The sequence below is a fragment of the Pseudomonas sp. GCEP-101 genome, from assembly GCF_025133575.1.
GTDB classification, from domain to species: Bacteria; Pseudomonadota; Gammaproteobacteria; order Pseudomonadales; family Pseudomonadaceae; genus Pseudomonas; species Pseudomonas nitroreducens_B.
Map to the genome: position 1 here is coordinate 4314454 of NZ_CP104011.1, position 24499 is coordinate 4338952.

The window sequence follows — 24499 nt, forward strand, 5'->3', positions numbered from 1 at the left end:
GCCCCGCGTGAGTCGGCCCATCCCGTCCGATGCGGCTTTGTCACGTCTGTACGGTCGATGTGCCTTGGGGGACCACAAAACCGTTTCAGCACTGTGGTATTTCCCTTCATGAACGTCTTGAAAGGCCAGGACATCCTGGCACTCGGTTTTATGACCTTCGCGCTGTTCGTCGGCGCGGGCAACATCATCTTCCCGCCGATCGTGGGCCTGCAGTCCGGGCCGCACGTGTGGATGGCCGCGCTGGGTTTCCTGATCACCGCGGTCGGCCTGCCGGTGATCACCGTCGTCGCCCTGGCCAAGGTCGGTGGCGCGATGGACACCCTCAGCCACCCGATCGGTCGCATCGCCGGCGGGCTGCTGGCGGCTGTCTGCTACCTGTCGGTCGGGCCGTTGTTCGCCACCCCGCGTACCGCCACCGTCTCCTTCGAAGTCGGCCTGGCGCCGCTGACGGGGGAGGGCGCACTGCCGCTGTTCCTCTACAGCCTGGTGTACTTCCTGATAGTGCTGGTGATCTCGCTGTATCCGGGCAAGCTGCTCGATACCGTCGGCCGCTTCCTCGCGCCGCTGAAGATCATCGCCTTGGCCGCGCTGGGCATCGCCGCCTTCATGCTCCCGGCCGGCCCCATCGGTACCGCTGAACCGGCCTACCAGAGTGCCGCGTTCTCCCAGGGCTTCGTCAACGGTTACCTGACCATGGACACCCTCGGCGCGCTGGTCTTCGGCATCGTCATCGTCAACGCCATCCGCTCCCGGGGGGTGCAGTCGCCGCGCCTGATCACCCGGTACGCCATCATCGCCGGCCTGATCGCCGGCGTGGGCCTGGCGCTGGTGTACATCAGCCTGTTCCGCCTGGGCGCCGGCAGCCACGACATCGCCGCCGGTGCCAGCAACGGCGCTGCCGTCCTGCACGCCTACGTGCAGCACACCTTCGGCTCGCTGGGCAGCACCTTCCTCGCCGTGCTCATCGCGCTGGCCTGCCTGGTCACCGCGGTCGGCCTGACCTGCGCCTGCGCCGAGTACTTCTGCCGCATCCTGCCGCTGTCGTACCGCAGCCTGGTGGTGATCCTTGCCGGCTTCTCGCTGCTGGTATCGAACCTGGGCCTGACCAAGCTCATCCAGTTCTCGATCCCGGTGCTGACCGCCATCTACCCGCCGTGCATCGTCCTGGTGGCGCTGAGCTTCTGCGCCAGCCTGTGGCGTTCGCAGACCCGCATCGTCGCCCCGGTCATGGTCGTCTCGTTCATCTTCGGCCTCATCGACGCGCTCAAGGGCGCCAAGCTCGATGCCTGGATGCCGGGCTGGATGGCGCACCTGCCGCTGGCCGAGCAAGGCCTCGCCTGGCTGATCCCCTCGGTCGCCATGCTGGCCGTGATGGTGGTGATCGACCGCCTGCTGGGCAAGCCCCAGGAAGCGATGGCCTGACACTCGTCGCGTCAACGAAAAAGGCCGCCCACGAGGCGGCCTTTTTCATGTCTGTAAGAGCAAGCTTGCTCGCGAACGGAGTCACCCAAGACGCTGGCATTGGACGATTCGCGAGCAAGCTCGCTCCTACACTAATGGGGCTCGGGAAAGGGCTGGGGAGCCGTGTCTTTCTCCGTGCATCCGGCGTCTATCCGCCGCGTATTCCTTTAAAACTTCGCGCAAGGACCACCATGACCGACGTCGTCGACCTGTTCGACATCCAGTATTTCTGGAACCTGCTGGCCATCCTCTGGTTCCTCTTCTGCTGGATCGGCTATACCCGCTACGCCAAGACCAAGGCCCGCGACACCGCGTGCCTGGCCAGCGTGCTGCACCTCTACCGCCAGGACTGGATGCGCCGCGTGCTGCTGCGCGAAAACCGCGTGGCGGACGCGAGCGTGATCGGCAACCTGGAGCGCAACGCCTCGTTCTTCGCGTCCAGTACGCTGATCATCCTCGCCGGCATCCTCACGCTGCTGGGCTCGGCGGAGCGCACGGTGTCGGTACTGGCCGACCTGCCTTTCGTCACGGCGCCGACCCGCGGATTGTCGGAGCTCAAACTGTTGTGCCTGGCGGTGGTGTTCGTCTATGCGTTCTTCACCTTCAGCTGGTGCATGCGCCAGTACAACTTCGCAGCGGTGCTGATCGGCTCGGCGCCCATGGTGGGGGAGCGCAACGTCGGCGAGCTGGAGCGCAAGTCCTTCGCTGAACGCGCGGCGCGCGTGGTGTCGCTGGCGGCGCACCAGTTCAACCAGGGGCTGCGCACCTACTATTTCGGCCTGGCGATGCTCGCCTGGTTCATCAACCCGTGGATCTTCATGCTGGTCACGGCCGGCGTGGTGGGCGTGCTGTACCAGCGCGAATTCCACTCCAGCGTGCTCCACGTGATGGTCTACACGCCGACGCCCCAGGGCGACGCACCGCGGGACGCCGATATCCCTCCCAGCGGTTGAATACCGCGCGGTAGAAACGACAAGGCCCGCCATAGGCGGGCCTTGTGCTGTGCGGCAGAAGCGTTGTTACTGCTTCTGCTCGCCGCCGGCGGGCTCTTGCGGCGCGGTGGCCGGGGCAGCCGGAGTAGCCGGGGAGGCCTCGGGTGCCGGCGGCGTGGTCGGCGCCGGAGTTGCCGGCTGCTCGGTAGCAGCGGGCGCAGCCGGTGCTTTCGGCTCTTCTTTCTTATCGCAGGCGGCAAGGCCGAGGCCAGCGACGATCAGCAGAGCGAAGGGAAGGGTTTTTTTCATGCGGAGCCTCCATGTGCGGCTTTCCTGGTGTTAGCCCTTTGAGCAGAGGTTGTGTGAATTAGTTCAACCAATCTTCCGGCGCGCCGTCATTCCGACACTGCAGCGGTGACAACGGCCGGGGTATGATGCGGCCCCGTGCAGTCAATCGGTCGACCCCTCCCATGTCCGAAAACCCACTCCTGGAGCGCGCCCAGCGCTTCCTGTCGGCGCTGCGCCACTGCCAGTTGCTGGGCATCAGCGCGCACGCGGCGGATGCCTCCGGCCTCACCCTGCGGCTTCCCTACAGCGACGCCATCGTCGGCAACCCTGAAACCGGCGTGATCCACGGCGGCGCGATTACCACGCTGATGGACACCACCTGCGGCATTTCCACCGTCTGCGTGCTCCCGCAATTCGAGATCTGTCCGACCCTGGACCTGCGCATCGACTACATGCACCCGGCCGATCCGCACAAGGATGTCTACGGCTTTGCCGAATGCTACCGGGTGACCCCGAACATCATCTTCACCCGCGGCTACGCCTACCAGGACGACCCCAGCGAGCCCATCGCCCACGTGGTCGGCACCTTCATGCGCATGGGCAAGTCGGTCTCCGCCGGCGCGGTGAAGCGCGACGTCGACGGGGGGCAGGGATGAGCACGGTGAACATCGAGGCGATGGTGCGCGCGGCGCACGAGAGCAAGAACTACGACCCGCTGCTGGAAATGATCCCCTACGCCCGGCTGCTCGGCATTCGCTGCCTGCGCCTGGGCGACGACGCGATCTTCCACCTGCCGGCCAACCCCGACAACATCGGCAATCCGACGCTGCCGGCGCTGCATGGCGGGGTGATCGCCGGCTTCATGGAACATTCGGCGCTGCTGCACCTGCTGATGTTCATGGGCATCCCGCACATGCCCAAGATCATTGACTTCTCCATCGACTACCTGCGTGCCGGGCATTTCCGCGATACCTATGCGCAGTGCCAGGTCTGGCGCCAGGGCCGGCGCGTGGCCAACGTTGCCATTACCGCCTGGCAGACCACCCGCACCGAACCCATCGCCACCGCCCGCGCGCACTTCAAGGTCGACGGCGCCTGAATGGATACGCTGCTGATCCTGCTCGGCCTGCTGCTGATCCTCGCCGCCTACGTCTGGCTGATTGCCCGCGCCTTCGAGCGCAGCCTGTTCTGGGGGCTCGCCAGCCTGTTGCCGCCGTTGGCGTTGCTGTTTGTGCTGGTCCACTGGCGGCACGCGCGCAGCGCCGTCGCCCTCGGCGGCCTGGGCTGCATACCGCTGGTGGTGGGCCTGACCCTGCTCGCCAGCCAGGACAGCGCGCGCCTGGAGGCCATCCTGCGCCTGGAATGGCTCACGCCCGAGGCCGCCGCCAAGCCTGAGTTGGCAATCAACCTGCGAGGCGAGCTCAACGGCAAGCCGTTCGCCCCCGAGCAGGCCGAGTTCATCGACGGCGTGCTCAGCCTGCGCGAAGGGCAGGACTTCTATGCCCACCGGGAAGTCCAGGTACGCCTGGCCGCACCGGTCAGCGGCCCGGTCCGCCTGGATGTGCTGCCGGACGACAAGGGCCGCCTGCCTGAAATCGAAGTCAGCTGGCTCGCCCCAGGGCAGGACCTGCCCGAGGCGGTGCGCCTGCAACGCGGCTACAGCCTGCACCTGGACCTGACACCCAAGGCGCCCAACCGCATGGAAGGCGCTTTCCACCTGGTGTTGCCGGCGGACATGCAGACCACGTTGTCGGGCAGCATCGAGGTCTTTACCGACCGTTTGCGCTACGTGAATGGCGACGTCGATACCCGCTTCGACTCCCGCGATACCTTGCGCCACGTGCTGCAGGATTACCTGCAGCGCCGCTTCGGCCGCCGCGATGTCGTCATCACCCGCCTGCCGGTGCTCGACACCCAGCGGGCGCCGCAGGATGTCCCGCTGGCCATCGAGGTCGCCGGCGAGGCGCAGGAGCTGCAGGTGACGCTGGAGAAGAACCCGGCACGCGGCTGGGGTGTACGCGATGACCACTACCCGCGACTCAAGGCCGCCGCTGCGACACCCGTGCCGGCGCACGTGGCCGCACCGGCGAGCGCACCGCTGCCGCCGGCGGCGGAAAGCGGCCAGTTGTCCCTGGAGCGCCTGCAGGGCAATCCGCAGCGCTATCTCAACCGCCGCATGCGCGTCACCACCGAGCGCGGGCGGGTCGCCGAAGGTGTCTTCGTCGGCCTGGATGCGGATGGGCGGATCGTCATCCGTCAGGTGATCGACGGTCCGGGCGAAGCCAGCTACACCCTGCGCCCCAGTGAAATCACCGACATCCAGCTGCCAGCGCGCTAGAGCGCCCGCCGGCGTGCTGTCATCGGCGCGTCGGCGAATTTTCTCCAACCCCTTGAATTGGTTCGGGAAGCCCCCATCTCGCTGACATCGGCCGCATGACGCGGTATTTGTCATCCTCGGAGCGAGAAACAATGAGCGTGGAGACTCAAAAAGAAACACTGGGCTTCCAGACCGAAGTGAAGCAGCTGCTTCACCTGATGATTCATTCCCTGTATTCGAACAAGGAAATCTTCCTTCGCGAGCTGATTTCCAACGCCTCCGACGCGGCCGACAAGCTGCGTTTCGAGGCCCTGGCCAAGCCTGAGCTGCTTGAGGGCGGCGCCGAGCTGAAGATCCGAGTGAGCTTCGACAAGGACGCCAAGACCGTCACCCTCGACGACAACGGCATCGGCATGAGCCGCGAGGAAGTCATCGCGCACCTGGGCACCATCGCCAAGTCCGGCACCGCCGACTTCCTGAAGAACCTCTCCGGCGACCAGAAGAAGGACTCGCACCTGATCGGCCAGTTCGGCGTGGGCTTCTACAGCGCCTTCATCGTCGCCGACAAGGTGGATGTGTTCACCCGCCGTGCCGGCGCGCCGGCCAGCGAGGGCGTGCACTGGTCCTCCAAAGGCGAGGGCGAGTTCGAGGTCGCGACCATCGAGAAGGCCGAGCGCGGCACCCGCATCGTCCTGCACCTGAAAGATGGCGAGGATGAGTTCGCCGACGGCTGGCGCCTGCGCAACATCGTCAAGAAGTACTCCGACCACATCGCGCTGCCCATCGAACTGCCCAAAGAGCATTACGGCGAAGAGAAGGACAAGCCGGCCGAGACCGAGTGGGAAGTGGTCAACCGCGCCAGCGCCCTGTGGACCCGTCCGCGTACCGAGGTCAAGGACGAGGAATACCAGGAGTTCTACAAGCACATCGCCCATGACTTCGAGAACCCGCTGACCTGGAGCCACAACAAGGTCGAGGGCAAGCTCGAGTACACCTCGCTGCTGTACGTCCCGGCCCGCGCGCCGTTCGACCTGTACCACCGCGAGGCCCCGCGCGGCCTGAAGCTGTACGTGCAGCGCGTGTTCATCATGGACCAGGCCGACCAGTTCCTGCCGCTGTACCTGCGCTTCATCAAGGGCGTGGTGGACTCCAACGACCTGTCGCTGAACGTCTCCCGCGAAATCCTGCAGTCCGGCCCCATCGTCGATTCGATGAAGTCCGCGCTGACCAAGCGCTCCCTGGACATGCTGGAAAAACTGGCGAGCAATGACGCCGAAGCCTACAAGGGCTTCTGGAAGAACTTCGGCCAGGTGCTGAAGGAAGGCCCCGCCGAGGACTTCGCCAACAAGGACAAGATCGCCGGCCTGCTGCGCTTCTCCTCCACCAGCGACGAGAGCGGCGAGCAGAGCGTTGCCCTGGCTGACTATGTCGGTCGCCTGAAGGAAGGCCAGGACAAGATCTACTACCTCACCGGCGAGAGCTACGCCCAGGTGAAGAACAGTCCGCACCTGGAAGTCTTCCGCAAGAAAGGCATCGAAGTGCTGCTGCTGACCGACCGCATCGACGAGTGGCTGATGAGCTACCTGCCCGAATTCGACGGCAAGCAACTGGTCGATGTCGCCCGGGGCGACCTGGACCTGGGCAGCCTGGACTCCGAAGAGGACAAGAAGGCCCAGGAAGAGATCGCCAAGGCCAAAGAAGGCCTGGCCGAGCGCCTGAAGGCCGCGCTGGGTGACGAAGTCGCCGAGGTGCGCGTGTCCCATCGTCTGACCGATTCGCCGGCGATCCTCGCCATCGGCGAACAGGACCTGGGCCTGCAGATGCGCCAGATCCTCGAAGCCAGCGGGCAGAAGGTGCCGGAAGCCAAGCCGATCTTCGAGTTCAACCCGGCCCACCCGCTGATCGAGAAGCTCGATGCGGAAGCCGACGAAGACCGCTTCGGCGAACTGACCCACATCCTCTTCGACCAGGCCGCCCTGGCCGCGGGGGACAGCCTGAAGGACCCGGCTGCCTACGTGCGCCGCCTGAACAAGCTGCTGGTGGAGCTCTCCGCCTAAGGGCCCGCCGGGCTTGAGCCAACGCCACGATTTCAGTGCTGGAATCGTGGCGTTTTTCGTTGCGCTGTAGTGGGCCAGATGCAGCGCATGTTGACTCGGCGTGGACAGGAGATGCCGCGCCAAACGGGAGAAAGGAATGACACCTTCCAACGAGAGGGCGACCGGCGCCTTCGACGACGTCGATCTGGACGGATTCTGGGACGATGGCGACTATTCGCTCAGCCACTACACGGAACCTGCACCGAGCGACGAGCTGATCGCACAGATTGAGGCGGCGTTCGGCTATCGCCTGCCCGATGCCTACGTCGAGCTGGCTCGCCTGCGCAACGGCGGTTGCGTCCAACGGTGCTGCTACCCGATGACCGAACCGACCTGCTGGGCCGAAGACCACATCGCCATTACCGGTCTCTACGCCATCGGGCACACGGCGACCTATTCCCTGGGCGGTGCCCTCGGGTCGGCGTTCATGCGCGCCGAGTGGGGCTATCCCGACATCGGTATCGCCATCGCCAATACCCCCAGCGCCGGCCACGAAATGATCATGCTCGACTACCGCCAATGCGGGCCGCAGGGCGAGCCGCGGGTGGTGCATGTCGACCAGGAGGCCGACTATGCGATCACCGAGGTCGCGCCGGATTTTGCGACCTTCATTCGCGGGCTGGTCAGTGAGGACGACTTCAACGACGACGCGGAAACCCTCGAAGCGGACCTGGCCACCGTACAGCGCGGCACGCTGTCGCCGATCCTGCGCCGCGCGCTGGAGGCTGCTGCGGGCGAACTGCCCGACGGCGAGCGGCACATCCGCTCCCTGGCCGAGCGAATCGTGCGCGCCAAGGGCTTCTTCGCCTTGCATGCCGACGCGGATTCCCATCTGATGTACGACGCCATGTTCTGGCTGTTCTCGCACCTCAAGCTCGCCCAATCGTACGACGATTTCCATGACTGCTCCCGCGAGCAAAGCGATTACCGGCGCCCCTGCTACACGCTGATGCTGACCACCAGCTACGTGGCCGACCCCTACGGATTCTGCACCGGCGGCTATGCCCCCGGCTTCCTGCGGGATTGGTGGGATGCACGGCTGGTCGCCGGCAGTATCGTTCACAGCAATGGCGGCTACCGTTTCGAGGCGGACTATGCGGCCCGCCTGGTCCGCAGCTTGCTGGCGATAGAGGCGCCGTCCTGAGAGTCACCCACGCAGGAATCACCTGCCCAACGCCGAGATTGTCCAATACGGTCAATCCCGGTTCGCTATGCTTCTCCCGCATTTACCAGAGGACTACCCCCATGAGTCAGATCAGCGTGCAACCCGTCGCCTACACCCAGGACGGCGTGTCCTTCGAGGGTCAGTTGGTATTCGATGCTGCCAGCACTGCGCCGCGCCCCGGCCTGCTGATGGCGCCGAACTGGATGGGCGTCAGCCAGGGCGCCGTGGATATCGCCCGCCAGGTCGCCGAGCGCGGCTACGTGGTGCTGGTGGCGGACCTGTATGGCAAGGATGTTCGCCCCAACGGCACGGAGCAGGCCGCTACCGCGATGATGCCGCTCAAGAATGATCGCGCGCTGCTGCGCAAGCGCATGCAGCTGTCGCTGGCGACCCTGCTGCAGCAGGCGGGCAAGGCTCCGCTGGACACCACCCGGCTGGCCACTTTCGGCTTCTGCTTCGGCGGCTGCTGCGCCCTGGAGCTGGCCCGCGATGGCGCGCCGCTGGCGGCTGCGGTGTCCTTCCATGGCACCCTGGATACACCGAATCCGGCCGATGCGAAGAACATCAAGGGCTCGGTGCTGGTCCTCGACGGCGCCATCGACCCCTTCGTCCCGCGCGAGCAATTGACCGCGTTCGCCAAGGAAATGATCGACGCCAACGTCGATTGGGCGCTCACCAGCTACGGCGGCGCCGCGCATTCCTTCACCGACCCCCATGCGCAGATCCCCGGCAAGATGCAGTACGACGCCAAGGTGGCGCGCCGCGCCTTCGCCGCCATGTTCGACCTGCTGGACGAGCGCTTCGGCGGCTGATCGGCCCAGGCATGAAAAAGCCCGGCTTCGGCCGGGCTTTTTCATGGGCGAATGACTCAGGAGGAGTGTGGCGCAGGGTGCGCCGTGCCTTCGTCCGCGCGATAGCCCTTGGCACCGAACCAGACGATGTACAGGTAGCACACCAGCGGCACGGCGAAGGAGGGCAGCAGGCCGACGCGGTCGGCGAAGAAGGCCTGCACCAGCGGCATGACCGCGCCGCCGACGATGGCCATGCAGAGCAGCCCCGAACCCTTGCTGGTGAGGTTGCCCAGGCCTTCCAGGGCAAGCGAGAAGATGGTCGGGAACATGATCGAGTTGAACAGGCCGATCAAGATCAGCGCCCACATCGCCACATGCCCGCCAACGCTCAGCGCGATGCCGATCAGCACGGCAATGGCCACGGCGTTGAAGGCCAGCAGGCGGTTCGGGGCGATGCTGCGCATCAGCGCGCTGCCGACGAAGCGGCCCACCATCGCGCCGCCCCAGTAGAACGACAGGTACTTGCCGGCCTGCTCGGCGGGCAGCCCGGCGATGTCCGGCTGGCCCATCAGGCTGACCAGGTAGCTGCCGATGGAGACCTCGGCGCCGACGTAGCAGAAGATCGCGATGACCCCGAACACCAGGTGACGGTGGGCGAGGATCGACTGGCGCCCGGCCACGCCATCGGTGGGCTCGCCATGATGGATCCTGGGCAGGCGGAACAGCGCGATCAGCACGGCGATGGCGAACAGCAGGCCGGCCAGCACCAGGTACGGTGTCTTCACCGAATCGGCCTCGCTGGCGGCGGACCCGCCGAGCTGCGACGCGGCACCGGCGCCGATGGCGAGGATGGTCAGCGAGCCCACCAGCGGGCCGACCGTGGTGCCCAGCGAGTTGAAGGCCTGGGTCAGGTTCAGCCGGCTGGCCGCGGTGGACGCCGGGCCAAGAACGTTGACGTAGGGGTTGGCCGCTACCTGCAGCAAGGTGATGCCCGAGGCGAGGATGAATAGCGCCGCCAGGAAGAACGCATAGGACTTCGCGCCTGCCGCCGGGTAGAACATCAGGCAGCCGACGCCGGCGGTGGCCAGGCCGACGATGATCCCGGTCTTGTAGCCGACCTTTTCCACCAGCCTGCCGGAGGGGAAGGACATGATGAAGTAGGCGCCGAAGAAGCAGAACTGGATCAGCGAGGCCTCCACGTAGGACAGGGTGAAGACCGCCTTCAGGTGCGGTACGAGGATGTCGTTGAGCGAGGTGATCAGGCCCCACATGAAGAACAGAAGGGTCAGCACGATCAGGGCGCTGGTGTGGCGGGTAGCGGGCGACTGGTCCATCACGGACTCCTTGGGCCAGAAGGGGTGGGCTTGCCGGTGGCAAGGGTGGCGGACGCACGATGCTGCGGCAAGCCGCGGCGCGCGTCCGCTTGGATTCGCCGGTTTCGACAGCACGGCGGCGAATTCTGATCGGTTTCTCTGTACGGCTAGCGCGGCAGCTCGATGCGTTCCAGCTCGCCGGGCACCGTCGGCCAGTCGCGCGCGGCCCAGCGCTCGCGGGCACTGTCGATCAGCGCGGGGTCGCTGGCGACGAAATTCCAGTTCATCCGCCGCGGGCCGTCCAGCGCGTCGCCCCCGATGATCACCGCGTGGCAGTCGCCGCAGGCGGACAGGGTGAACGTCTCACCCTCGGGCAGCACCAGCAGTTCATGCAGCGGCAGTGGCTCGTCATCCAGCAGCGCTTCGCCTTCGATCAGGTATAGCGCGCGTTCGGGGTGTTCGTCAGGAATTGCCAGGGTCGCCCCGGCGGCGAGGTGCAGGTCGGCGTAGAGCGTCTTCGAACGCACCGGTACCGGCGACTCCAGGCAGAAGCCGCTGCCGGCGATCATGCGGACGCGCACGCCCAGGCTGTCGCTTTCCGGCAGGCTGGCCGCGGCATGATGACTGTAGCTCGGCTCGCAACCTTCCAGCTCCCGTGGCAGCGCCAGCCAGACCTGCAGGCCATGCAGGCGCGATCCGCTGTGCAGCAGGTCGGCCGGGGTCCGCTCGACGTGGGCGACGCCGCGTCCGGCGGTCATCCAGCTGACGTCGCCGGGCAGCACGAGCTGGTCCGACCCCAGGCTGTCCTTGTGCTGCACCTGGCCCTCGAACAGGTAGGTGAGGGTGGACAGGCCGATGTGCGGATGCTGGCGGATGTCCATGCCGTGCTCCGGCGCGAAGCGGCTCTCGAGCATATGGTCGAAGAACACGAAGGGGCCGACGCTGCGGCGCTGGGCGGAGGGCAAAGGACGCAGGATGGGGACGCCCTCGACGTCTTCGGCGCGGGGGCGGATGGCTAGCAGGCGGTCGCTCATGATGGTGTCCAGTGGTGCGATCCACGCATGATAGACGCTCGCCGCCCGCCTGACCCGCGTGGCGTCAGGCTGTCATCAGGTTGTCACGACGACGTCATAGCCTCGCGCGGACCCCAACAAGGAGCGCGACATGTCCATTACCCGCCTGCCAGCCGTCCTGGCTCTCTCCCTGGCATCCGCCTTTGCCGCCTCGGCCTTTGCCGAAGTGCGCGTCAACGGCCCGGTGGAGTACGGCGTCTTCGTCAGCCACTACAAGGATTACCAGCCGGGCGAGCGCGTGCTGACCCGCAGCGAGCAGGAGATCGAATCCACCACCCGCGTGCCGGCCAAGCTGGGCACCAAATTCGGCATGCGCTACCAGCTCAGCGGCAAGCAGGAAGGCGACACGCCCCTGACCCTGCTGTACTTCACCCCCGGCGTGGTGACCCCGGACGGCCAGCGTCACGACAAGTTCGAGGTGGTGCAGAAGCTGGTGGTGGGCGCGCCCACCGACGTGATGGCCTACCAGTTCACCGAGAGTCACGAAGTGGTGCAGGGCCAGTGGCGGTTCATGGTGTTTCAGGGCGATCGCCTGCTGGCGGAAAAGACCTTCACCGTCGAGTAAGTCACGCGGTAAGAAATGTCTTTACGAAAAAAGCCCGGCCCGGTGCCGGGCTTTTCTTTGTCTGCTGAAGGGCACGGATTACATCCTTTCCATTGGCAGAGGGGAAACAGTTTGTTACTTTGCCTGCACGATAGTCCCAACTCCCGGCGTGCAGACAGAAGAGGAGAGGGAGCCAAAGCGTCCGCAAGCGCTCTGGCAGGAGTGTTACTGCACGATGGCCCGGCTCGCCGGACGCCCTCGGCAGCCGAGAAACGAATAAGAACAGCGCTGGCCGCAATGGCCGGGGCGATAAATCTTGGCCATGGAGGTAATGCTGTCTATGAACAGTCGATTGGGTGCGCGCTCGTCCATTTTCTGGGCGCCACGGCGGGCGGGGGCGGTGATGGGACTCTTGCCGCTGCTGGTGGCGGGCTCGGCCCAGGCCCTGGAATTCAAGCTGGCCGAGAACGAGATCACCGGCTCGCTGGACAGCACGCTGTCCTACGGCGCCATGTGGCGCGTGCAGGGCCGCGAGAAGAGCAACATCACCGACATCAACGCCGACGACGGCAACCGCAACTTCGATACCGGCCTGGTTTCCCAGGTGTTCAAGCTCACCTCCGACCTCTCGGCCAAGTACCAGAACTACGGCCTGTTCATGCGTGGCACCGCGTACTACGACACGCAGATCATGGACAAGCGCAACGACTACTACGACACCACCAACGGCGTGGAGCGTCCCAGCCAGTCGTTTCCCCAGGACGATCACTTCACCGATGACACCCGCCACATCGCCGGACGCAAGGCCGAATTGCTCGATGCCTACCTGTCCGGCAGCTGGGACGTCGCCGAGCACCCGCTGACCGGCCGCGTCGGCCGCCAGGTGCTGAACTGGGGCGAGGGCGTGTTCTACCGGGGTGGCATCAACACCATCAACCCCGTGGACGCCGCGCGCTTCCACCTGCCGGGCTCGGAGCTCAAGGAAGTGCTGGTGCCGACCGAGGCCCTGAGCCTCAACTTCGGCCTGACCGACGACCTGTCCATGGAAGGCTTCTACCAGTGGAAGTGGAAGGAGACCCGCCTGGACTCGGTGGGTACCTACTTCTCCGACACCGACCTGTTCAGCGACGGCGGCAATACCGCCTACACCACCGAGGACAACCCGCTGATCAAGGAACTGCTGGCCGGCTACCCGACCGTGGCGTCCCTCGGCCTGCTGGGCAACGGGCCGCACGGGCCGAACGCCTACCTGAACCCGAACACCGGTACCTTCAAGGTCGCCAACGTCGGCAAGGACCTGGACGCCCGCGACAGCGGCCAGTTCGGCGTGGCCTTCCGCTACATCGCCGAGGAGTTGAATTCCACCGAGTTCGGCTTCTACTTCGTCAACTATCACGCCAAGGAACCGCAGATCGCCGTGGACCTGCGCCGCTACCAGGGCGTCAACGTCGACGAGCTCAATGCCCTGCTCGGCCCGCTGGGCCTGGGTGAAGCGGTGCCCGGCCTGGCCACGCTGGACATGGCGAGCAACGCCGAAGCGCGTCGCGACTACGTCGAAGACATCCGCATGTACGGCTTCAGCTTCAATACCACCCTGGGCGATGCCTCGGTCTCCGGCGAGATCGCCTACCGGCCCAACATGCCCATCAGCATCTCCGCCACCGACGACATCCTCGGCGACCTGCTGACCCAGGGCGTGCTCGGCCAGACCAACCTGTTCGATGCCAACACGCCGGCCGGCCAGGCCTGCGCCCCGGTGGCGGGCAAGCAGCTGTGCCGCGGCGAACTGTTCGAAAACTACGAGCGCGCCGAGACGTACAACATCTCGCTGTCGACCATCTACAACTTCGGCCCGCACCTGTCCTTCGACTCCATGACCGGCGTGGCCGAGATCGCCTCCGAGCACATCCGCGGCAGCAGCCTGGAGTACACCGCCTGGGATGGCAGCAAGCGCAAGTTCGTCGGCGCCCAGGACAAGGCCTACGTCGGCGGCAACGGCGACGACGTGCAGATCAGCCGCGACAGCTACGGCTACACGTTGTTGCTCACCGGTAGCTGGAACGACGTCTACGCTGGCGTGAAGCTGTCGCCCTACGCGGTCTACCAGGAGGACTTCAGCGGCAACTCCGACCGCACCGGCAACTTCATCGAAGGGCGCAAGGCCTACACCCTCGGTATCGACGCCAGCTACCTGAACACCTTCGAGGTCGGCACCCAGTACACCAACTACTACGGCGCCGGCACCAGCAACTCCATGCGCGACCGCGACAACGTCTCGATCACCGCGAAATACTCGTTCTGATCCGGAGAGGACCATGTACAAGAAGAGTTCCCTGATCGTCCTGGCCACGCTGACGGCCCTCGCCGTCACCGATGCGCGTGCCGCCGTCCCGGCCGACCAGGCCAGCCAGCTCAAGAGCAGCCTGACGCCCATGGGCGCGGAGAAGGCCGGCAACGCCGCCGGCAGCATTCCCGCCTGGACTGGCGGCCTGACCTCGGCGCCGGCCGGCTACAAGGGGCCGGGTGCGCATCATGTCGACCCGTTCGCCGGCGAGAAGCCGAAGTTCGTCATCACCAAGGCCAACCTCGACCAGTACAAGGCCAACCTCACGCCGGGGCAGATCGCACTGTTCAATGCCTACCCCGACACCTACCAGATGCCGGTCTACCCGACCCACCGCACCGGCTCGGCGCCGCAGTGGATCTACGACAACATCTACAAGAACGCCACCAGCGCCAAGCTCGTCGAAGGCGGCAACGGCTTCTCCGATGCCTACGGCGGCGTGCCGTTCCCGATTCCGCAGAGTGGCGTGGAGGCAGTGTGGAACCACATCGCCCGCTATCGCGGCACCTACATCGTGCGGCGCTCCTCCCAGGCCGGCGTCCAGCGCAACGGCGCCTACTCGCTGGTCACCTCTCAGGACGAGGCGCTGTTCCGCTTCTATGACCCCAAGGGCAGCTACGACAAGCTCGGCAACACACTGTTCTACTACATGACCTTCACCACCGCGCCGGCGCGCCTGGCGGGTAACGGCGCCCTCGTGCAGGAGACCCTCGACCAGGTCAAGGAGCCGCGCCAGGCCTGGGGCTACAACCCCGGCCAGCGCCGCGTGCGCCGCGCCCCGACCCTGGCCTACGACACGCCCATCGAAGATTCCGATGGCCTGCGCACCGCCGACGACACCGACATGTACAACGGCGCGCCGGACCGCTACGACTGGACCCTGGTGGGCAAGAAGGAAATCTACATTCCCTACAACAACTACCAGATCACCAGCCCGGAGGTTAAGTACAAGGACCTGCTCACCCCCGGCCACGTCAATCCCAAGTACACCCGCTACGAACTGCACCGCGTGTGGGTCGTGGACGGCAAGCTGAAGCCCGGCGCGCGGCACATCTACTCGCGCCGCACCCTGTACCTCGACGAGGACAGCTGGGGCGCCGCCGTGGTGGACCAGTACGACGGCCGTGGCGAACTGTGGCGCGTGTCGCTGGCCTACCTGAAGAGCTTCTACGAGCAACCGATGGTCTGGACCGCGCTGGACACCTTCCACGATCTCCAGGCGCACCGCTACAGCATCCAGTGGCTGGACAACGAAGAGCCCGGCACCGCCGACTTCAGCCAGCCGGCCCCGGACGAGTCCAACTTCAGCCCCTCGGCGCTGCGACGCAAGGCATCGCGCTGAGCATGCAAACGAAAAGGCCCCGCGAGGGGCCTTTTTCTTTTCCAGACGCGCACGACGCCTGTAGGAGCGAGCTCGCGAACCGCATGGCACGGTGCCCCTCTGTATAAACAGACTACGCCCGCTATTACGCGCATGGTGCGCTTCTGTGTGCGGGCGCCACGCGCAGGCACTTCCCGGTGCGAACCTATTCCGCCGCGATGGATTTCGCGGACAAGGTCCGCTCCTACGCCTCCGCCCCCTGTAGGAGCGGGCCATGCCCGCGATCCGCCGGCAGGGCCGGCGCATGCCGGGTCCCGGTAGGAGCGAGCTTGCTCGCGAACCGCAAGGCACGATGCTCCTACAACGGACTCGCTCCAACGCCTCAGTCCACGTAGGAGCGGACCTTGTCCGCGAAATCCCTCCGCTTGCCGAGCCGTTTCCATTACCTTCCCAGCCCCACAATCCTGCCGCCCCTAGCAAATCCGCGGCAATTGCTCGCCCGCCAGCCAGTCGACGATACGGCGGCCGCCGAAGCGGGTCTTCATCTTCACGAAGCCATGGCTGTCCTCGATGACGCTGCCGATCCGCGCGGCCTGCGTGCCCAGTGGATGGGCGCGCATGGCCTGCAGCAGGGCGTCGGCGTCCTGCGCGGCGCAGATCGCCACCAGCTTGCCCTCGTTGGCGACGTACAGCGGGTCGAGCCCGAGCAGTTCGCAGGCGGCCTCCACCTGCGGCTGCACCGGGATGGCGGCTTCGTCGAGCAGCATGCCCACCCCGGATTGCCCGGCGATCTCGTTGAGCGTCGTGGCCAGCCCGCCGCGGGTGGGGTCGCGCAGTACGCGCACGCCCGGCACGGCGTCCAGCATCTGCGCCACGAGCCCGTGCAGGGCCGCGCTGTCGGAACGGATCTGCGTGTCGAATTCCAGGGACTCGCGTTGCGAAAGAATCGCCACGCCGTGCTCGCCGATGCTGCCGGACACCAGGATCGCATCGCCGGGCCGGGCGCGGTGGCCGCTGGTGTCGATGCCGGCCGCCACCACGCCCACCCCCGTGGTGCTGATAAACACGCCATCGCCCTTGCCACGCTCCACCACCTTGGTATCGCCGGTGACGATGGCGACGCCGGCTTCCTGCGCGGCGCGGCCCATGGAATCGGCGATGCGCTTGAGGTCGGCCAGGGGGAAGCCCTCTTCGAGGATAAAGCTGGCCGACAGGTACAGCGGGCGCGCGCCGCCCATGGCGACGTCGTTCAGCGTGCCGTGCACCGAGAGGCTGCCGATGTCGCCACCGGGGAAGAACAGCGGCGAGATGACGTGGGCGTCGGTCGCCATCACCAGTCGCTCGCCCGCGCCGATCACCGGTGCCAGCGTCGCGCCATCGTTGCCCTGGCGCAGCCAGGGATTGTCGAAGGCGCGCAGGAAGATTTCCTCGATCAGTTGCGCAGAGGCGCGGCCGCCGGAGCCGTGGGCCATCTCGATGCGGCCGTCGCGCAGATTCAGCGGGCGCACGTAGCCGCGTTTGACGGGCGAGTTCATAGGTTGACGGCCTCGATGTCCTTGTAGCGCCCATAGGCGTAGTGCGCCGCGCAGGCGCCTTCGTTGGAAACCATGCACGAGCCGACCGGGTTTTCCGGCGTGCAGACGCTGCCGAACAGGCGGCAGTCGACGGGGCGCTTCTGCCCGCGCAGGATCGGCCCGCATTCGCAGGCCTTGTGGTCCGGCACCGACTGGTAGTGCAGGGCAAAGCGCGCCTCGGCGTCGTGTCGGGCGAAGGCCGGGCGGATACGCCGGGCACTCGCCGGCATCTCGCCCAGACCACGCCACTCGAAGCAGTCGCGCAGCTCGAAAACCTCCTCCATCAGCGCCTGCATCGGCCGGCTGCCCTCGTCGCTGACGGCGCGGATGAACTCGTTCTGCACCTCGGCACGACCGTCATTGACCTGCTGCACCAGCATGAGGATGGCCTGCAGCACATCCAGTGGCTCGAAGCCGGCGATCACCACCGGCTTGCGGTAGCGCCGGCCGAATTCGGCATAGGCGCCCGCGCCGATGACGATGCTGACGTGGGCGGGGCCGACGAAGCCGTCCAGCGGCACCGCCTCGTCCTCCGGCGTGTCGAGGATGTGGGCAATGGCCGGCGGGGTGAGGACGTGGCAGCAGAGCACACTGAAGTTATCGACCTTGCGCCGTGCCGCCTCGCGGATCACCAGGGCGGTGGGCGGCGTGGTGGTTTCGAAGCCGACCGCGAAGAACACCACCTCGCGCCCAGGGTTGGCTTCGGCGATCTTCAGCGCGTCCTGGGGCGAATAGATCATGCGGATGTCCGCGCCCCGCGCCTTGGCGCGCAGCAGCGAGAGGCAGTCGGAGGCCGGCACGCGCATCGTGTCGCCATAGCTGCAGAGGATGACCTGCTGCTCCAGCGCCAGGCGGATGGCCAGGTCGATGCGCCCGATGGGCAACACGCAGACCGGGCAGCCAGGGCCGTGGATCATCCGCACGTTGGCGGGCAACAGGTCGCTCACGCCGTAACGGGAGATGGCGTGGGTATGCCCGCCGCAGAATTCCATGAAGCGGTACTCCCGCTCCGGTTGCGTCGCCGCGCGGATGCGTTCGGCGATCTGCCGGGCCAGTTCGCCGTCGCGGTATTCGTCGATGTACTTCATGGCTTTAGCCCCGGGGAGTGGCCCAGTTCGTTGAACATGGCGAGGGTGCGCTGCGCTTCGTCCGGGTCGATCAGGCCGAGGGCGTAGCCCACATGGACGATGACGTAGTCGCCCAGCTGCACGCCGTCGACCAGCGCCAGGGACACTTCCCTGCGGATGCCGCCGAGGTCGACCAGCGCCTGGTCGTTGTCGCGCAGTTCGACCACGCGGGCGGGAATGGCTAGGCACATGGGGGAATATCCTCCAGCGGCAGCGCCGCCTCACTGGCCGGGTCGGCCCACTGGGTGGCGACCCAGGCCTGGCCCAGGGCCAGGCCGGCATCGCCGCAGGAAACGCTTTGCGCAGCGAACACGCGGCGCCCCTGCTGCGACAGCAGGTCGCCCAAGCGCGCGCTGAGCAGGCGATTGGCAAAGCAGCCACCGCCCAGCAGCACGGGCAGCTCGGCAGGGTGCCGCGCCACCCAGTCGGCCAGCGCGGCGGCGAGGGTCAGGTGGAACAGGGCGGCGCCCTCATCGGCGCGGCCCTGGTCGGCCAGCTCGAACAGGCGGGCCAGCAACGGCAGCAGGTCCAGGCGCCCGTCCTGGCGCACTCGCCAGAGCCCGGCCGCGCTTGGCGCCGGGTGCTGGGTCAAGTAGTGAGTGGCGCGCTGTTCCAGGGCGATCGCCGCTTCGGCTTCGAAGGCCTGGCGCACGCTGAGCCCGAGGATGCCGGCGGCGGCATCGAACCAGCGCCCGGCGCCGCTGCTGGTCGGGCAGTTGAGCTGGCGTTCGAGCATGCGCGCCACGGTCACCGCCGCGGGGGCGCCCACCAGCGGCGCCAGGCGCGGGCCGATCTCGTCGCTGCGGCCGAGCAGGTGCAGGGCCGCGGCCAGCAGACGCCACGGCTCGCGGGCCGCCACGTCGCCGCCGGGCAGCGGTAGCGGCAGCAATCCACCCAGGCGGCGCCAGGCGCCGTGGTCGACCCACAGCAGCTCGCCACCCCAGGCGTTGCCGTCGGTGCCCAGGCCCACGCCGTCCAGTGCCAGGCCCAGGGCCGGCCCTGCTAGCGCATGCTCGGCCTGCAGGGCGGCAATGTGGGCGTGATGGTGTTGTACGCCCAGTGCCGGGACGCCCAGGTGCGCGGCGGTGTCGACCGCCAGCCGGGTGCTGTGGAAGTCGGGGTGGAGGTCGTGGGCGATGGCGCGCAAGGGCGCTTCGGCACGGGCCAGCAATCGCTCCAGTGAGTGCTCCAGCGCCAGGCAGGTGTCCGGATCGCCGAGGTCGCCGTGCACCGGCGACCAGACGACCTGGTCACCCTGCAGCAGGCAGGCGCTGTTCTTCAGCCAGGCGCCGCAGGCCACCACGGGTGGCCATACGTGCGCGCCGGGCAGGGTCTGGATATTCAGCTCAGTCATGGCGGGCCTTGAGCTGGGCGAGCTCTGCTTCCAGGGCGGCGATGCGCGCGGCGCGGGCGTCGCCGCCGAGGGATTCGGCGCCCAGCAGCCAATCCAGCCAGGCCTGCATGCCGCTGCCGTCGCGGGCGCTGAGCTGGATCACGCGCAGGCCGGGGTTGACCCGGTGGGCGTATTCCAGGCACCGCTCGACGTCGAAGTCCAGGTGCGGCAGCAGGTCGGTCTTGGTCAACAGCATCAGCCCCGCGGCAGCGAACATGTCGGGGTACTTCAGCGGTTTGTCCTCGCCTTCGGTCACCGACAGGATCGCGACCTTGGCTGCTTCGCCCAGGTCCCACAGGGCCGGGCAGACCAGGTTGCCGACGTTTTCGATGAACAGGATGCCGGCCGGGGCGCGGGGCTTGAGCGGGCGCAGCGTACCGCCGCCCAGCACGCCGGCGGCGGGCGCCAGCAGTGGCGCGGCATGGCCGTGGCCATGGGCGTGCACCGCCTCATGCAGCGGCAGGCGCGCGTAGGCCTCGGCGACCATGCGCGCATCGAGGTGACAGCCCTTGCCGGTGTTGACCTGGATCGCCGCGACGCCGGTTGCGCGGATGCGCTCGGCATCGTTGCTGGTCTGCTGGTCGCCTTCGATCACCGCCAGCGGCAGGTCCGGCCGCTGTGCGCGCAGGGCGTCCAGGGTGGCGCAGAGCAGGGTGGTCTTGCCCGAGCCGGGGCTCGAGACCAGGTTCAGCGCGAGCACCCGGTGGCTCTCGAAGCCCTGGCGGTTGCGGGCGGCATGGCGGTCGTTCTCGCCGAGGACGTCCTGCTCGATCTGGATGGTGCGCGACTGGCTGACGCCGGGCAGGGATACCCCGGCCGTACCCCGGCCGTAGTGCAGGTCGCCGCCGGCATCGATCACCGCGTCGGTGCTGGATGCAGCATTCGGCGCGGAATGCGGGTGGCTGTCATGGGAATGGCCGCTGGAGCAGCCGCAAACGACGCACATGGCGTTTCTCCTGTCGCGGGTTCAGTGATCCTCGACCTGCAGGTCGAGGATGCGCAATTGGGTGCCGGCATTGGGTTGCAGCCAGAAGCCGCCGCAGTGCGGGCAGGGCGCGCCGCGCTGGATCAGCGGCACGTTGGCGGCGCAGTCCAGGCACCAGGCCTGGCCGTCGGGCTGTTCGATGTCGATTTGCGCGCCATCGAGCAGGCTGCCGGGTGCGATGGCTTGCAGGGCGAAACGCAGCGCCTCGACCTCGACGCCGGCCAGCTTGCCGGCCTCCAGGCGCAGGCGGCTGACGCGGCGGAACGGGTCCTTGCGCGCGGCGTCTTCGACGGCGGCAAGAATGCCCCCGGCCAGACTGACTTCATGCATGGCCCGGCGCTCCTGCAAGGTGGGCGGTTTGATCGGCAGGAGTGAGCATAGAACTCTCCAGGTGGTAGGGCAGGCACGGGTCGAACACGGCCAGCAGCAACTCGGCCTGCCGCCGCGCCATGGCGTCGTCGGGCAGGGCTTCGAGGGCCCGTGCCAGCGTCCCGCGAGGATGCAGGTTCCACTCGGTGGGGGCCAGTATCCGGTAGTCACAGATTCGCCAACCGCTGGCGGCGGACTCGAGCTGTACCCGGTGCACCAGCAGGCCGCGGGCGGTTTCGCTCCAGGCCAGCGCCTGGTGCTCGCCCAGGGGCAGCGCACCCATGGCCAGCGGCTCGGGCTGCGCCTGGCTGAGCTCGACAAGGTCCGCCAGGCGTGCGCCCAGGCGCAGCCAGGCGTTGTTGTAGCGCGTGGGATCGGCATCCCGCGCACGAGTCCAGGCGCCGGTTTCCCGTGGCTCTCCGCCCAGCACGGGGTGGCGCAGGAAGCCTTCGTCGCCCCCCAGGTTCAGGCCGATTTCCCGCAGCGCGGCAGGGGCGTTCGGCAGGGCGTGCACCGGAAGTGCCAGCGCCTCGGCGCGCGTACGGCAGTCGTGCAGCAGGCGGGCCAGGGGATGGCGGCTGCGCACACTCCACTCCCGCAGCGCCTGGCACGGGGCGGCGCGCCAACGGCGCAGCCAGTCGTTGGCCGAACCTTCGAACCAGTTGTCGAGGTCCGCCGCCTGTCGTGGCGAGGGTAGCGCACGGCTGGACTGCGGGCCGCCCAGCAGGCGCGGCCACTCCAGCAGGATGTGCCGTCGGTGTTCGCGAATGACTTCCTCGCGCAGGGCCTGCCGCGCCTGGTCATTCGGTTCGGCGCTGCCGTGGAGGGCGGCGCGCAGGGCCAGTTCGGCGGTCAGCCGATGGGCCTGGCCGCACAGGCTGTAGATCAGCGGCAGATGACGCGCTGCCGAGTCCGCCGGCTGCCCGCGCAGCAGGCGTCCGGCCAGCGCCGGGCGGCCGCCGAGCAGCGCCGGACGCTGCGCCGGCCGCACCCGCAGCGAGCCGGCCAGGCGTGACAGACCTTCGCCAGGATTCATGGGGAGACTCCCGCCAGGCGGCCGAACAGGCTGCGGCGGCTCGGGTTGGCCGGCTGTTCGGCCGGTGCCCGACGCAGCACGGCCAGCACCTGGCGAGCCGTGTCCCGCGCGCTTTGCGGGTCGCTGAATTCGAACATGGGCGAGAACAGCGAGCAGCTCTGGTAATGGCCGATTCGCTCATCGACGGCGGCGATGAAGCTCAAGCGCTCGCCTCCCAGCGAGTATTCGCAGCTGGCGCCCTCGGCGGGGCCGCTGCGGATGTCGTCGGGCAGCCAGACCAGGTTCATGCACCAGGGCGTGACGAGGACGCCGAGCAACCCGCTGCCGGCTTCCGGCGCGAGGTGCTGGGGGGCGAAATCGATGGCCTCGACCTCGAGCGCGGGGTTGAGCAGCGGCAGGCCGCGCATGCGCGTGTCGGCGATCTCGCGAAAGCGCTGCGCCAGGGCTTCGGCGCGGGCGAGCGGGTCAGTCATCGAGCACCATGAACTGTTCGGCCTCGCCATCGCAGTTGGGGCAGCGCCAGTGCGCGGGCAACCGGGCGAACGGCGTGCCCGGGGCGATCTGCCAGACCGGGTCGCCGGCGGCCGGGTCGTAGACCCACCAGCAGATCTTGCATTCCAGGCGGGCATCGTCCGGCAGTCGGCTGCGGTCGCCCAGGTAGCTGCCCTCGAAGCCGCCGCGCGCGCTCATTCGCTTGCCCCCGCGAGCTCGCTTTCGAACCAGTGGATGACGTCTTCGAAGCGCTCCAGCGAGTCGGCGATGTCTTCCGGCGCCGCCAGCACCACCTCGGGCAGGTCGGTGACTTCGATGGTGTCGAGGATCAGCGCGTCCTGGGAGTTGAAGTAGCGCACCCGCCAGCAGTTCGGCGCGCGGGTGTTGCTGATGCGGCAGTTGCCGTAGCCACGCGCCAGGATCAGCACGCTGCCTTCGCCCAGGCGCTGGTCGAGGAAGGGCACGTCCTGTTCGGAGAGCGGCAGCAGACTGAGGTTGATGACATGGGCCGCGCTGCCGGGGCGCCAGTTGAGGGTGCGGTCCTGCAGTTCGGTGAGGATCGCCGGGGCGTTCATCACGCCGTCGGGCAGCGGCAGTGCGGGGGCGAACACCTCGGCCGCCACGTCGCGCTGCGCCGCGCGGCGCAGCAGGGCCGGTGCGGCATCGACGTCGATGTAGTCATGCCCGGCGCCGAAGATGCGCCAGACGCCGGCGAAGATCGATTCCTGGATGCGTACGCCATCGGCACCGCCGATCCGCGCGCTGACCTCGCCTTCGCCCAGCAACTGGTCGAGCAGCACGCGGTCCGCCTGGCTGCAGGCGCGCTGGTCGAGGCCCGGCGGGGTGTCGCCGGCGTGCCGGCTGCGCAGCATGTGGAGGATTTCGCCCAGCGCCTGCCGCGCGCCCGGTGCGGCGTCCAGCGCCTGGGGTTCGGGGAGCTGCGGCGAGGCGTGGGTGTACATGCCCTGCGGCATGCTGATGTATTCCAGGGTGGCGTCGTCCTCCGGCTGCGAGCCGGGGCCGATGTCCATCAGCGGAATGTACTGCAGGGGATCCATGGGGCGGGCACCGTTCACTGGCAACCTCCGGGCGCGGGTTGTGCGGGTTCGCTGCGCAGGGGAATCAGCGCGTTGCTCTGTTGCAGGGCGCTCTCGGCCAGGTGCAGGTAAGCGTCCCAGTCGCGCATGCCGTCGATCTGGGTGACGTAGCCGCCGTCGCGCAGCCAGATGATGCTGGGCCAGCGGCGCAGGGCGAAGCGTTCGGCCAGGGCGGCTTCGTCGGCGCGGCGGCCGACGCCCAGGCGCGGGTGGCACTGGTGGCGGCCAGCGAGGGTCTTGCACAGCTCGGGCAGGATCACGGCTACGTCGAGGCATTCGGGGTGGCGCACCGGGTCGCCGCAGAGGAGCAGCAGGGCTTCGCCGGGCTGGGCGAGCCAGGCGTCGAGGTTATCCAGGCCCACCCAACTGGCGGCGAATTGCTCGACCAGGCGGTTGATCAGCGGCGGTACGTCGGGAGTGGCAGGCAGCGGTGCCAGGAAGGCGGCGGGCTCGCTCATAGGGGCTCCTTGGAATGTGGTTGGCCGAGCAGGCTGGCCAGGTGCTCGGCGCTCATGGCCGAGGGGAGGGCGAAGGCGGCCTGGCCATCGGCGGATTCGCCCTGCAGCGCGGCGTCGAGCAGAGCGAGGGTGGCGTCGATTTCCGCCGCGCGCTCGGCCGACAGGTGCTCGCGGGCGGCGTCGATGAACACCAGCAACCAGTCACCCGGGGCGCAGCTGTCCACCAGGGCGGTATCGATCCAGCGTTGCTCGCCGTGGCGGTCGCGGCACAGCGCCGCGCCGGGGCGCACGGCGAGAACGTGCAGGGGCAGGCCGATGCACAT

Annotated in this window: 26 protein-coding genes; 11 read left to right on the forward strand and 15 right to left on the reverse strand. The window is 67.6% G+C overall.

Annotated features, from left to right (window positions below):
• Positions 1-108 precede the first annotated feature (108 nt).
• Both brnQ and N0B71_RS19770 read left to right on the forward strand, forming a co-directional pair.
• A complete protein-coding gene (gene brnQ, locus N0B71_RS19765; RefSeq protein ID WP_259754408.1) occupies positions 109-1422 on the forward strand; it encodes a branched-chain amino acid transport system II carrier protein in 1314 nt (437 codons plus the stop codon).
• Positions 1423-1652: 230 nt separating this feature from the next.
• Positions 1653-2414, forward strand: a complete 762-nt coding sequence (locus N0B71_RS19770) for a DUF599 domain-containing protein (protein ID WP_259754409.1) — start codon at positions 1653-1655, stop codon at positions 2412-2414.
• A 66-nt stretch (positions 2415-2480) separates the two neighbouring features.
• Here N0B71_RS19770 and N0B71_RS19775 read toward each other — a convergent pair whose 3' ends face one another.
• Entirely contained in the window at positions 2481-2702 is a 222-nt protein-coding gene (locus tag N0B71_RS19775) for a hypothetical protein (protein WP_259754410.1), read from the reverse strand.
• Between the two features lie 161 nt (positions 2703-2863).
• Between N0B71_RS19775 and N0B71_RS19780 the strand changes: the two genes are divergently transcribed.
• The 6 genes from N0B71_RS19780 to N0B71_RS19805 all read left to right on the forward strand — a co-directional run bounded on the left by N0B71_RS19780 (position 2864) and on the right by N0B71_RS19805 (position 9071).
• Positions 2864-3337: a PaaI family thioesterase gene (locus N0B71_RS19780; RefSeq protein WP_259754411.1), complete on the forward strand. Its 474-nt coding sequence runs from the start codon at positions 2864-2866 to the stop codon at positions 3335-3337.
• Positions 3334-3780: a PaaI family thioesterase gene (locus N0B71_RS19785; RefSeq protein ID WP_259754413.1), complete on the forward strand. Its 447-nt coding sequence runs from the start codon at positions 3334-3336 to the stop codon at positions 3778-3780. Before N0B71_RS19780 ends, N0B71_RS19785 begins: the two co-directional genes overlap by 4 nt.
• On the forward strand, positions 3781-5019 hold the full coding sequence (locus N0B71_RS19790; RefSeq protein WP_259754414.1) for an MFS transporter: 1239 nt from the start codon (positions 3781-3783) through the stop codon (positions 5017-5019). It begins immediately after the preceding gene.
• A gap of 131 nt (positions 5020-5150) precedes the next feature.
• The gene (gene htpG / locus N0B71_RS19795; protein WP_259754416.1) at positions 5151-7055 is read left to right on the forward strand and encodes a molecular chaperone HtpG; all 1905 of its coding nucleotides are present in this window, start codon (positions 5151-5153) and stop codon (positions 7053-7055) included.
• A 136-nt stretch (positions 7056-7191) separates the two neighbouring features.
• Entirely contained in the window at positions 7192-8238 is a 1047-nt protein-coding gene (locus N0B71_RS19800; protein ID WP_259754418.1) for an SMI1/KNR4 family protein, read from the forward strand.
• A 101-nt stretch (positions 8239-8339) separates the two neighbouring features.
• A complete protein-coding gene (locus N0B71_RS19805) occupies positions 8340-9071 on the forward strand; it encodes a dienelactone hydrolase family protein (protein ID WP_259754419.1) in 732 nt (243 codons plus the stop codon).
• Between the two features lie 56 nt (positions 9072-9127).
• Here N0B71_RS19805 and N0B71_RS19810 read toward each other — a convergent pair whose 3' ends face one another.
• Positions 9128-10384, reverse strand: coding sequence for a sugar MFS transporter (locus N0B71_RS19810; RefSeq protein WP_259754421.1), 1257 nt, complete (start codon positions 10382-10384; stop codon positions 9128-9130).
• Positions 10385-10530: 146 nt separating this feature from the next.
• Positions 10531-11397 carry a pirin family protein gene (locus N0B71_RS19815; protein WP_259754422.1) on the reverse strand — a complete coding sequence of 289 codons (867 nt, stop codon included), beginning with the start codon at positions 11395-11397 and terminating at the stop codon, positions 10531-10533.
• Positions 11398-11527: 130 nt separating this feature from the next.
• Here N0B71_RS19815 and N0B71_RS19820 point away from each other — a divergent pair, with 130 nt between their 5' ends.
• The 3 genes from N0B71_RS19820 to N0B71_RS19830 all read left to right on the forward strand — a co-directional run bounded on the left by N0B71_RS19820 (position 11528) and on the right by N0B71_RS19830 (position 15666).
• On the forward strand, positions 11528-12001 hold the full coding sequence (locus N0B71_RS19820) for a DUF3859 domain-containing protein (protein WP_259754423.1): 474 nt from the start codon (positions 11528-11530) through the stop codon (positions 11999-12001).
• 319 nt (positions 12002-12320) lie between these two features.
• The gene (locus tag N0B71_RS19825) at positions 12321-14282 is read left to right on the forward strand and encodes a DUF1302 domain-containing protein (RefSeq protein WP_259754425.1); all 1962 of its coding nucleotides are present in this window, start codon (positions 12321-12323) and stop codon (positions 14280-14282) included.
• A gap of 13 nt (positions 14283-14295) precedes the next feature.
• Positions 14296-15666, forward strand: a complete 1371-nt coding sequence (locus N0B71_RS19830; protein ID WP_259754427.1) for a DUF1329 domain-containing protein — start codon at positions 14296-14298, stop codon at positions 15664-15666.
• Positions 15667-16118: 452 nt separating this feature from the next.
• Here N0B71_RS19830 and hypE read toward each other — a convergent pair whose 3' ends face one another.
• From hypE to hypC, 12 genes are read right to left on the reverse strand one after another with little or no spacing between them, the layout of a single operon-like run.
• Positions 16119-17153 (reverse strand): hydrogenase expression/formation protein HypE, encoded by a 1035-nt coding sequence (gene hypE, locus N0B71_RS19835; protein WP_311197253.1) that lies wholly within the window; start codon positions 17151-17153, stop codon positions 16119-16121.
• Positions 17154-17176: 23 nt separating this feature from the next.
• Positions 17177-18307, reverse strand: a complete 1131-nt coding sequence (gene hypD, locus N0B71_RS19840; protein ID WP_259754429.1) for a hydrogenase formation protein HypD — start codon at positions 18305-18307, stop codon at positions 17177-17179.
• Positions 18304-18537: a HypC/HybG/HupF family hydrogenase formation chaperone gene (locus tag N0B71_RS19845; protein ID WP_259754430.1), complete on the reverse strand. Its 234-nt coding sequence runs from the start codon at positions 18535-18537 to the stop codon at positions 18304-18306. The genes hypD and N0B71_RS19845 overlap by 4 nt, the downstream gene beginning before the upstream one ends.
• Positions 18528-19700 (reverse strand): Kae1-like domain-containing protein, encoded by a 1173-nt coding sequence (locus tag N0B71_RS19850; RefSeq protein ID WP_259754431.1) that lies wholly within the window; start codon positions 19698-19700, stop codon positions 18528-18530. The genes N0B71_RS19845 and N0B71_RS19850 overlap by 10 nt, the downstream gene beginning before the upstream one ends.
• The gene (hypB, locus tag N0B71_RS19855; protein ID WP_259754432.1) at positions 19693-20685 is read right to left on the reverse strand and encodes a hydrogenase nickel incorporation protein HypB; all 993 of its coding nucleotides are present in this window, start codon (positions 20683-20685) and stop codon (positions 19693-19695) included. Before hypB ends, N0B71_RS19850 begins: the two co-directional genes overlap by 8 nt.
• Before the next feature lie 21 nt (positions 20686-20706).
• On the reverse strand, positions 20707-21054 hold the full coding sequence (locus N0B71_RS19860) for a hydrogenase maturation nickel metallochaperone HypA/HybF (protein ID WP_259754433.1): 348 nt from the start codon (positions 21052-21054) through the stop codon (positions 20707-20709).
• A complete protein-coding gene (locus N0B71_RS19865) occupies positions 21047-22129 on the reverse strand; it encodes a HoxV (protein WP_259754434.1) in 1083 nt (360 codons plus the stop codon). Before N0B71_RS19865 ends, N0B71_RS19860 begins: the two co-directional genes overlap by 8 nt.
• On the reverse strand, positions 22126-22602 hold the full coding sequence (gene hybE / locus N0B71_RS19870) for a [NiFe]-hydrogenase assembly chaperone HybE (RefSeq protein WP_259754435.1): 477 nt from the start codon (positions 22600-22602) through the stop codon (positions 22126-22128). Before hybE ends, N0B71_RS19865 begins: the two co-directional genes overlap by 4 nt.
• Entirely contained in the window at positions 22595-22819 is a 225-nt protein-coding gene (locus N0B71_RS19875; RefSeq protein WP_259754437.1) for a rubredoxin, read from the reverse strand. Before N0B71_RS19875 ends, hybE begins: the two co-directional genes overlap by 8 nt.
• Entirely contained in the window at positions 22816-23679 is an 864-nt protein-coding gene (locus N0B71_RS19880) for a hydrogenase expression/formation protein (protein ID WP_259754439.1), read from the reverse strand. Before N0B71_RS19880 ends, N0B71_RS19875 begins: the two co-directional genes overlap by 4 nt.
• Before the next feature lie 14 nt (positions 23680-23693).
• A complete protein-coding gene (locus N0B71_RS19885) occupies positions 23694-24176 on the reverse strand; it encodes a hydrogenase (RefSeq protein ID WP_259754440.1) in 483 nt (160 codons plus the stop codon).
• Positions 24173-24499 (reverse strand): HypC/HybG/HupF family hydrogenase formation chaperone, encoded by a 327-nt coding sequence (gene hypC / locus N0B71_RS19890; RefSeq protein WP_259754441.1) that lies wholly within the window; start codon positions 24497-24499, stop codon positions 24173-24175. Before hypC ends, N0B71_RS19885 begins: the two co-directional genes overlap by 4 nt.